A 9,641-nucleotide genomic window follows, 5' to 3' on the forward strand; every position below is an offset into this window, starting at 1 on the left:
GATTAAGGGCTACCCTGCCCTACCAACGTCCCAGCTTCACCCTGAATAGATGCTTCCTGCGGGACGACACTCGACGGGAACGCCAGTCGATCCACAAGCTGGAGAAAATCATCAATAGCGATGCCAGGAGCGGGTGAATCATACCGGTCATACCCAGCAGGATGACTGCAACGTTGTAGAACCACGCAAAGCAGATGTTGGAGTCCATCATCCGCACCACAGCACGCGCGATTTCAATGGCCTCCGGAATCGACAACACGTTGTTACGCAGTGCCACGACGTCGGCGTAATCGACATCAAGATTCTGGTTGCCTTCGGTGTTGTCCATCAAAACACCTACGTCAGCGGCACGCAGAGAGTCCCGGATGTCCTTGTCGCCAACCATCACGACAGTCTCACCGTCACTGTGGACCGAACGCACCGCAATGGCCTTGCGGGAGGCAATGATGCCCGCGAATACTCGCGAGATATTCAGCCGGTCAGCGAAACGACGAGCTACTGGATACGGATCTCGCGTGATCATCATGGTGTCCACGCCCATATCCTCCAGCTGGTCAATGCTCTCGACCGCATCGGGCTTAATGTCCTCACCAATGGTGATAACACCACGGACCTTGCCACGCCACGACACCACCATCGGAGTACCGCCACTGAGCGCAGCCACGGCCATTTTCTCGCTGAGTGCAGTGAGATCACGCGGACGCCAAACACGCCCCTCAACAAAGCGCATCTCCAAGTTGTCGTCGGAGTCCTTCACCGGAATCTCTACCTGGCCAACGAACGCACCGTCTTCCGCAATTGCGACATGCACGGTCTCAATCCAGTGCGGCACCTCGCCACCGCCGGAACCGGCGTCGCGGGATGCACGACACGCGCGCACGATGGCCGCCGATGCCGGGTGATTGCTCTCCATCATGAGAGCGCCCGCCACACGCAGAACCAAATCCGGATTTTCATTGCGCTCAGCGGCGACACCGAGCACGTGGGTGTCACCCTCGGTCAGGGTTCCAACCCGGTTAAAAATCACCACATTGGCGGTAGCCAACTTCCGGAAAGCCTCATTGCCACGAATCAAGATTCCGTTACTAGCACCGGCCAGAATCCCGATGCGCTGCACGGTCGACGTAGACATTGCCAATGCCACCGGCGCGATGCCCGAGAGCATGGCCAGCGCCACCGCGAGGGCACCGCTCATCGTGCCCGTCGCCAGCCACCAGCCGCAAAATGCCACGCCCGCCAACGACAGCGTCCACGGCACCAGCTCTGACGCCGAGTGCACTGCGGTCTGGTGCATCACCGTTTCTTCTCGAACCGCTTGACGCAGCCAGCGCGCTATCGACGACGCCCGGGTCTTGAAACCGGTGCGCTCGACGCGCACCTTGAGCTCCGAATCCAGGTTGATTGCGCCGGCCCAAACCTTGGAGTTGACCTTAACTTTCTGAGGTTCAACGCCAATACCGAGTAGCTGTGCATCCATCGTGGACGCACCACCGATGACTGAGCCATCGACCGGAATCACCGAGTGCGGTGGAACCACGATGTCATCACCGATATTGAGCTCCGCGACCGTCACCTCCACCCGTTTCGGCTCCGCGGATTTGGCGCTCTTGCGCACGACTGTCACGTTTCGCTCAGCTGGAATGCGTAGGTTGCGCAAAATCTGTCCAGTACGCACCTTGTTGTAGCGCGTAAACATACGGCCTGTTAGCAACAGCACGGTCAGGCCGCAAGCAACGTCAAAAAACACCTCTGCCGAGGCGCTTTCCCGATAGTTGAAAGCAAACCACGTGGGCGCAGTGGTATATCCAATCTGTCCAGCGGGGCCAAAGATAAGCTGCGCCAGCGACCACAGCCACGCGAGCAGAATGGCAATGGAGCTCGCCCCATCCAGCGCCGACATCCGCCGACGCAGGGACGCCGCCATTGCCCGGTGGAACGGCCAGCCACCCCACCACGCCACAATCGTGGTCAGCACAAGGCACATCCACTGCCAGCCCGGGAACTGCCAGTTGACGTTCAACGACGTCACCAGCACTGGAATCGATAAGAACAGGCTTCCCCAAAAGCGCTGCTTGGTCACCAGTTCACGCGCCGTGAACAGTACCTCCGCACCGCCGCCGCTTCGGCGCAACGCCGCTTCACGACGGCGAATGCGCTCCTCCTCATTCTGTTGAGCGGCAGCCGGAACAGCGGGACGGCGATGTTGCGACACATCCAGCCGAGTTGCACGACGACGAAGCGTGCTGCGCGTGAGGTACGACTCGATCCCAACTTCGCGGAGAGCTTCGATGAACTGATTCGGATCGATGGTATCGGGCGCTGTAATCCACGCGCGTCCGGGCTTGTAGACCACCGAGGCCGTCACATCTGGAAAGGATTCCAAAACATGCTCAGCACGCTCAGCACTCTCGGCGTTTTCCAAGTTTTCCAGGATGAGTGCGAAAGCTGTGTTGGACTGGCCTCTGCGGTGTGCAAGCCGCTGATGGGCACTTTCTTCGTCGATGTCCTGACGGCTTCGTGGCAATGCCTTACGAGCAGCGACCTTGGCATCCACAATCGCCTGTTCAACGCGATTGTCCAGAGAGAAATCAAACTCACCGGTGTCACTCATGGCCTTTGAAACTTTCCGTCTAATCCTGTGGCTGGTTGGCGCGCGTGAGCGCTAATTCACGATAGAGCAACAGTAATCCACACGCCATCGCCAGGCTGGGCGCGATAACCCATACAGTCAGCGCGCCGGCCATAATGGCAAAGAACATGGCGAGAGCCGTGACAATCACCATGATGAGCAGGCAGTTCCGGGAGAGCTTGAACTCAGTGGCCGTCGGCAAGCAGCCGCTACCTATGAGCGAGCAGACCAGCGTCACACCGGCGACGATGTAGATATCGCGGCCAACGGCGGCGGGAGCCTGCGAGTAATCTCCGGTGACCAGTATCAAGCTCAGGATAATCTGGGCGATGAGCGCGACGAAGAGCACCCACTGCCAGGGCCGACTCGGCAGGGACATCATTGCTTGGACTCCTCAGGCTGCTTGGGCTGTGACTGGTCCAGCTGCTGTTGCTGCTTTGTATCAGCGCCATACTTCGACGCTCCCGGCAGATGCGATTTCGGCGCGGACGGAGTCCACGGTTTCGAGGGGCGCTGATGATCGAAGTAGTCCTTGGACTCCTTCGAGGCGGCGAGCACCAGGCCAGCTACCGCGGCAGTGGCAGAGGCGATTCGCACAATTCCGCTGATAAGAACGAGGGATGCTGGCACTCCCGATTCTGAAGCCGTAGAAGAGAAGAAGGACATCAGCGCCGACAGCGCCAGGTAAAGTGAGCCGATAACCAGCACGGTGCGAGCACCTTCGCTCCCCTTGCGCATTCGCTCGATGATGGCGAAGAACGCGATGCAAAGCCCCACTGCGAAAAAGAACGCGATAACGATACTCGCCTTCATGGCGGCATCAATCTGGCCCTCGCTGAAACCCGGGAAATTCTCCTTAGCGGTTGAGGGGCTCATCAGCATTTCCGGATGCAGCCAGTAGGTCACCGTGGCTACTGCAGCGAGGAGCAGCTGCATCACGGCCGTAACCCGCCACGCCTGCCTAGCTCCCTCGACCTGCTCGGGAATTGCGGGCTTCTTCTCTTCTTTAGTCATCCGTCCACTTCTCGATACTTATTACTGCACGTTCACCCCAGCGGATTAGAACTGGGCACGCAGCTTCTTCGCCAAGTCCACCGCTGCGTAGGTCAAAATCTGCTCCGCACCGGCACGGCGAATGCTCAGTACTGCTTCCATCATCGCAGCATCCAGGTCAATCCACCCGTTGGCGGCAGCGGCGTGAATCATCGCGTACTCACCAGAGACCTGGTAGGCGGCAACCGGCACCGGCGACATATCCGCGACCTCACGCAGAATGTCCAGGTAGCTCATGGCCGGCTTGACCATCACCATGTCCGCGCCCTCGTCAACGTCGAGCTGCACTTCGAGCAGGGACTCACGACGATTTGCAGGATCCTGCTGGTAGGTACGGCGATCACCCTGCAGCGAGCTGCCCACGGCTTCACGGAATGGACCGTAGAAGGCGGAGGCGTACTTTGCCGAGTACGCCATGATGGAGACATCCTCATGGCCAGCGGCATCCAGGCCCTCACGAATGGCGGCAATCTGGCCATCCATCATGCCCGACGGGGACACGATATGTGCACCGGCGTCGGCTTGGGCAACGGCCATCTTGACGTAGTTAATCAGCGTGCGGTCATTCTCAACGACCGTGTTGCCGAAGCGGTCCGTGCCCAGTACGCCACAGTGGCCGTGGTCAGTGAACTCATCCAGACAGGTGTCGGCCATGATCAGAATGTCATTCCCGAACTCGTCGCGGAGACGACGCAGAGCGCGGTTGAGAACGCCCTCCGGATTCCAGGATTCAGAGCCCTCGCCGTCCTTATCCGCATCGAGCGGGACACCGAAGAGGTCAACCGCCGAGATACCTGCCTCAACAGCCTCGCGCACAGCTTCTACCAGGGAGTCTTCGGTGTGCTGCACTACTCCGGGCAGGGAGCTGATTGGCTTTGGCTCATCAATCCCATCTGCGACAAACATGGGAAGGATGAGATTCTTCGGAGTCAGTGTCGTCTCTGCCGTCATCGCACGCATCACCGGGTTGGTGCGCAGCCTGCGTGGGCGACGAATCGGGAGAGGAAATCCAAACTGTTCGAGATCGATTTCGCGGGATGATTCAGAAGCTCCAGATGTAGTCATAAAGACAACCTTAATCAAAACGCGAACTCGCCCCGATTCGCCCTGGCTTAGGCCTTGGTTTTACGCGAACGACGACGCTTTTTGCGCGGCGGTGGCAGTTGCCCTGCAGCCCGCAATTGCGCAACATGCTCTGCCAGCGCGTCCACCAGCTCCGGGATGCTTGCACGCTCCGGCACGACATCTACACGCAGACCGTACTCGCGAGCCGTGGCTGCGGCCATCGGCCCGATGCAGGCAATGATGGTGCGAGCATGCGGCTTACCCGCGATGCCGACCAGGTTCTTCACCGTCGACCCCGAGGTAAAGCACACTGCGTCGAAGCCACCGGACTTGATCATGTCGCGGATGTCCGCACTCGGTGGCGCTGCCCGCACGGTACGGTAAGCGACCACATCATCGACTTCCCAGCCCAGGTCAATCAGACCGTCGACAAGCACGTCGGTGCCGATGTCGGCGCGTGGCAGCAATACGCGGTTGACCGGATCGAGATCCTCGATGTACTCCGGGAACACGTCGACGATGCCCGCGGCGTTCTGACGAGTGTCGTCCGGAAGCAGCTCCGGGGTAATGCCGAGATCACGGATGGCAGCAGCGGTGCGATGACCGACGGCTGCGATGCGGACTCCAGCGAACGAGCGCGCGTCCAACCCGAATGCCTGGAACTTCTCCCACACTGCGGTAACAGCGTTGACGGAAGTGAAAACAACCCACTGGTAACGGCCGTCGACAAGCCCCTTGATGGCGCGTTCCATCTGCGCTGGGCTACGTGGTGGCTCGATTGAGATGGTCGGGACCTCAATCGGGATGGCGCCGTGCCCAACGAGTCGAGCACTCATCGGCCCTGCCTGCGCCTTGGCGCGTGGGACCAGCACCTTCCATCCGTAGAGGGCCCGGTTTTCCCACCACGAGTACTTCGAGCGATTGTCCACGCCCTTGCCAAGTGTGACCACCAGCGGACCGGTCAGGTCACCCGAAAGCTGCGCCAAGGTGCCCAGCGTGACATCGTAGGTGCGCTGCAGACGAGTCGTACCGTTGACAGTCACCGACACCGGCAACGACGACGGCAGACCGCGTTCACCGAGTTCGGAGGCAATAGCGGACAGGTCATCCTGCACGGCCTGCAGCACCAGCGGCTGCGGTGCCTGTGCCAGCTCGTCCCAGTCCACATCGGCGCGACCGAGATCGGTCTCCGTGTACGTCGAGCCCAACGCGATACCGGCAAATGCCGGGACGGTGGAGGGCACGGACATACCAGGGACGATCTGAAACTCAACATCGGCGTGCGAGACCTCGTTGATTTCGGCCAGCAGCGAATCGTTGGTCAGCGGATTTCCGGCCACCAAACGCACTACATCATTGCCTTTGGCTGCTTCTTCGACGAGCAGAGCGGCCATCTTCTTGGGATCGTCGATAGGCTCACGCAAATCTGCAGCGGTCGGCGGTGCCGGGCGCGGCGGCTTACGACGAGATCCCTTGGCCTTGGCGACGGCGCACATGCGCTCGTACTCTTCCTCGGCTTCCTTCAGCAGCTCGGGAGGAACAGGCACATCGGTTGCGACGAGCTCTCGAACCCCCGGCATGACATCGGCGTCGACGTAGGCGATAGCGGTGTCTGCGAGAATCTCACGGGCGCGAAGCGTCAGCAGGTCGGGATTTCCAGGACCAGCGCCGACGAACAGGATGCGTCCCGTTGCTGAGGGGAGGGAGGTGTTCATCGTTGCGGAGTGATTTCTTTTCTATTGGTTGTTCACTTTTCGTGCCGATGAGTCTCTAAGGAAGAAAGCGGACATGCGCCAACGCATGTGAGGGGCAGGTAGACACCTGAATCTCACATGCGAGCACACGAAGGAAACCCTTATCCCAACGGCATGCATACAGGCCTATTAGCATAAAGGGTTTGAGCCAAATTAACTAACCGGCTACTTTTGAGATTCCCGCAGGGTATCGCCCATTACCTCATGAGCACCCCGTTCAAGCAGGGCCGCCGCAACCTTCCGGCCAAGCTCATCGGCCTTATCCACGGTTGCGGTAGCGGTCTCGAGCAACTGGCGCGATCCGTCGACTGCGAACACCCCCGCCCGCAGGGTGAGTTCACCGCTATCGCTCACGGTTGCGTAGGCCGCAACCGGGGCGGTGCAGCCCGCTTCCAGCTCATTGAGTACCGCGCGCTCCGCGACAGCGCGGGCATGGGACACCGGGTGGTCAATCTTCCGCAGAATATCCACAATTTCGCGGTCAGCAGTGCGACACTCCAGCGCCAGGGCGCCCTGCGCCGGGGCCGGCATGAGGACGTCCACGTCCAGGGATTCCGCAATCTCTCCGAGACGCCCCGTACGCTCCAGTCCGGCGCGAGCCAGAATGACAGCGTCCAGGTCCTCAGAGACGCGCCCCATGCGGGTTTCGATGTTTCCACGCAGTGGTACAAGTTCCAGGTCGGAGCGCAGCGCACGCAGCTGAGAGACACGACGCGGCGCGGAGGTACCCACTCGAGCACCCTCAGGCAGGTCCATCAGCGGCGTGGCATCGCGGGAAATCAGCGCCTCTCGCGGGTCGACGCGCTCCGGCACGGCTGCGACCATCATGTCGTCTTCCGGCAACGTGGGCAGATCTTTAAACGAGTGCACGATAATGTCGCACACCCCCTCGCGGAGTGCATGACGCAGCGCCTGGGTAAAGACACCGATACCAATCTTTTCCACCGGGTCGTGGCGGTTATGGTCACCGGCGGTCTTTACAATCACCAGCTCTGCAGGCTGCCCCAGCTCAATCAGTGCATCACGGACGTGGCCGGCCTGTGTCGTGGCCAGTTCCGAGCCCCTGGTACCGATACGAATAGTCGCTGGGTCAGGCATGTTTCCCTCCGGGTGTTAATTTTTGGTGGTTTCAGCAACGCCTTCAATGATGGCACTACTGTCAAGACCATACTGCTCAAATCCCTGCATCCGCCCAATTCGGCCCTCTACCATGAGATCTGCGGGGATATCGGTGTCAGCATACAGGCCAGAGGGGGTAGATAGGGGCAGGTCGAAGAGCTTCTGCAGCGCAAGTGCGTAGTTGCCACCACCCTGCTGGCTAGAAAGCTTCTTGACCTGCACCGTTGGCGCATGCAAGAGCTTATCGACGACGCGGCGAACCGTGGACTCGACTTCGAGACGTTCCTTCTGCGTAAGACCTGGTGTCTTCGCCTCCAGGCGAGCGAGCTCAGCCGCCGCCACATCTGCCGCACGCTCACGCAGAGCGCGAACAGTCGGTGCTACCTCGCTTGCACGCTGCGCCGTGAGGTAGGACTCCAACTCTTCGGCCACAATGTCGCGCGCTGCAGCCTCCTCATCACGGCCCGGGACCTCCGTGCGGGTCATCTGCAGCAATTCGATGTTGAATAGTGCAATCCCCTCAAGCCCGGAGACATCCTCCGCAACGTCGCGAGGCATAGACAGGTCGACGATGGCGAGCGGGCCGTGGTCGATGACATCAGCAGCTGAAACGACGGGAGTCATGGCCCCAGTGGCGCTGACGAGAATGTCCACATCATCGAGGACATCGGCGAAATCATGTAACGCAATAGCAGTAGCGGGGATGCCCGCTTCGATGGAGTGGTTGGCCAGGTTCTGCGCCCTGTCAACGGTGCGGTTGGCAATAATCAGACGGTCAATACCGCAGCGCCCCAGGTAGCTAGCGGCCAGCGAACTCATCGCACCGGCGCCGAGGATAAGAGCCGAACGTCCGGCCAGGATATCGGTACCCTCAGCGACGTCAACACCAGAGTTGAATCCGGGTTGCAGTGCAGCAACTGCCTCGTCGATGGCCACGGAGACCATCGAAGCACCAGCGTTATCAATCAGAGTTTCACTGTGCACGCGCTTACCCGTGTGCAGCGCCTTCTGTGCCAAGTCATGCAACATGCGACCGACTGTGCCGGCTTCGTCCGCTTCCTGGTAGGCATTGCGAATCTGACCGATAATCTGCTGTTCGCCCAGCACCATCGAGTCGAGACCAGCACACACCGAAAAAGCATGCTCCGCCGCAGCCTGTGCATACCGGACATAGAGGTGCGGCGTCAGTTCATCGAGTTCGAGCCCAGTACGACCGACAATTTCACGGACCACAGCCGATAGCCCAGAGTGGAAGCCGTTGGCCACCACGTAGTACTCAACGCGGTTACAGGTCGACAACAGCATCGCTTCACTGATTGCTTCATCCGCGATCAGACGGGCCAAAATGGCCTCTCGCTCAGTTTCACCGACAGAGACCTTTTCAAGAAGGGTCACCGGTGCAGACCGGTACGACATTCCGACGAGAAGCACACTCACCGCTCAATCACCGCTCTATTGCTCCTTCACAGTCCCCGCTACGGGCTTTTTCACACAGCTATGACTGTTAACGCTAGACAACTCTGCCATCTCGCCACAACAAAGGCATACTTTACTTAGCCTCTACCTCGATGTTCGCAGCGCTCTACTGCTTCTTTGCCGCTACTCCACATTCTGCCATGTTCCCGCAGCTCCTAGCAGTTCGGCAGAGCTGTCTCGGGAACTTATTCGGCCTCCGCTATCGCTTCCAGGAGCTCATCGTCATCGATTTCCCAGCAAGCGATTTCCTCATCATTGACCAAAACCACCGGCACGCGATCGCCAAATTCCATGGCCAAGTTCGGCTCGGTATCGACGTCTTCCACCTGGAACTGCGCATTTTGCTCCCGAACCAGCGGCTCAATCTGCGCAATCACGCGAGCGCACGAACCGCACGTCTTCCTACTCATCACCGTCACAGTCACCATAACGGCCAGTCTAAAGGTCGACTGTTTCGCTTTACGACGTCCCCCTCCCCGCACTTCCCCTGCAAAAGTGACCCTTCTTATCTTTGCCCCGTTACCTTGTGAGTGTCCCCGATAATG

The 9,641-nt window shown here is 59.7% G+C and carries 8 protein-coding genes; all 8 read right to left on the reverse strand.

Annotated elements, in window-relative coordinates:
- Positions 1-19: 19 nt before the first annotated feature.
- The 8 genes from HMPREF2847_RS05690 to HMPREF2847_RS05725 all read right to left on the reverse strand — a co-directional run bounded on the left by HMPREF2847_RS05690 (position 20) and on the right by HMPREF2847_RS05725 (position 9,524).
- Positions 20-2,611, reverse strand: a complete 2,592-nt coding sequence (locus HMPREF2847_RS05690) for a heavy metal translocating P-type ATPase (protein WP_070851775.1) — start codon at positions 2,609-2,611, stop codon at positions 20-22.
- A gap of 19 nt (positions 2,612-2,630) precedes the next feature.
- Positions 2,631-3,011 carry a hypothetical protein gene (locus tag HMPREF2847_RS05695; RefSeq protein WP_070851776.1) on the reverse strand — a complete coding sequence of 127 codons (381 nt, stop codon included), beginning with the start codon at positions 3,009-3,011 and terminating at the stop codon, positions 2,631-2,633.
- Positions 3,008-3,643 (reverse strand): hypothetical protein, encoded by a 636-nt coding sequence (locus HMPREF2847_RS05700; RefSeq protein WP_070851777.1) that lies wholly within the window; start codon positions 3,641-3,643, stop codon positions 3,008-3,010. The genes HMPREF2847_RS05695 and HMPREF2847_RS05700 overlap by 4 nt, the downstream gene beginning before the upstream one ends.
- A gap of 45 nt (positions 3,644-3,688) precedes the next feature.
- On the reverse strand, positions 3,689-4,747 hold the full coding sequence (gene hemB / locus HMPREF2847_RS05705; RefSeq protein WP_070438168.1) for a porphobilinogen synthase: 1,059 nt from the start codon (positions 4,745-4,747) through the stop codon (positions 3,689-3,691).
- Positions 4,748-4,794: 47 nt separating this feature from the next.
- The gene (locus HMPREF2847_RS05710) at positions 4,795-6,462 is read right to left on the reverse strand and encodes a bifunctional uroporphyrinogen-III C-methyltransferase/uroporphyrinogen-III synthase (protein WP_070851778.1); all 1,668 of its coding nucleotides are present in this window, start codon (positions 6,460-6,462) and stop codon (positions 4,795-4,797) included.
- Between the two features lie 204 nt (positions 6,463-6,666).
- Positions 6,667-7,599 carry a hydroxymethylbilane synthase gene (gene hemC, locus HMPREF2847_RS05715; protein WP_070851779.1) on the reverse strand — a complete coding sequence of 311 codons (933 nt, stop codon included), beginning with the start codon at positions 7,597-7,599 and terminating at the stop codon, positions 6,667-6,669.
- A gap of 15 nt (positions 7,600-7,614) precedes the next feature.
- A complete protein-coding gene (locus HMPREF2847_RS05720; RefSeq protein WP_083327328.1) occupies positions 7,615-9,057 on the reverse strand; it encodes a glutamyl-tRNA reductase in 1,443 nt (480 codons plus the stop codon).
- A gap of 224 nt (positions 9,058-9,281) precedes the next feature.
- Positions 9,282-9,524, reverse strand: coding sequence for a glutaredoxin family protein (locus HMPREF2847_RS05725; protein WP_070851780.1), 243 nt, complete (start codon positions 9,522-9,524; stop codon positions 9,282-9,284).
- Between the last annotated feature and the right edge of the window lie 117 nt (positions 9,525-9,641).

Source organism: Corynebacterium sp. HMSC074C03, assembly GCF_001838285.1.
GTDB classification, from domain to species: Bacteria; Actinomycetota; Actinomycetes; order Mycobacteriales; family Mycobacteriaceae; genus Corynebacterium; species Corynebacterium amycolatum.

Excerpts from the sequence above, each read along its gene's own strand:
- HMPREF2847_RS05690 (WP_070851775.1), bottom strand. The coding sequence starts at position 2,611 with ATGAGTGACACCGGTGAGTTTGATTTCTCTCTGGACAATCGCGTTGAA.
- HMPREF2847_RS05695 (WP_070851776.1), bottom strand. The coding sequence starts at position 3,011 with ATGATGTCCCTGCCGAGTCGGCCCTGGCAGTGGGTGCTCTTCGTCGCG.
- HMPREF2847_RS05700 (WP_070851777.1), bottom strand. The coding sequence starts at position 3,643 with ATGACTAAAGAAGAGAAGAAGCCCGCAATTCCCGAGCAGGTCGAGGGA.
- hemB (WP_070438168.1), bottom strand. The coding sequence starts at position 4,747 with ATGACTACATCTGGAGCTTCTGAATCATCCCGCGAAATCGATCTCGAA.
- HMPREF2847_RS05710 (WP_070851778.1), bottom strand. The coding sequence starts at position 6,462 with ATGAACACCTCCCTCCCCTCAGCAACGGGACGCATCCTGTTCGTCGGC.
- hemC (WP_070851779.1), bottom strand. The coding sequence starts at position 7,599 with ATGCCTGACCCAGCGACTATTCGTATCGGTACCAGGGGCTCGGAACTG.
- HMPREF2847_RS05725 (WP_070851780.1), bottom strand. The coding sequence starts at position 9,524 with ATGGTGACTGTGACGGTGATGAGTAGGAAGACGTGCGGTTCGTGCGCT.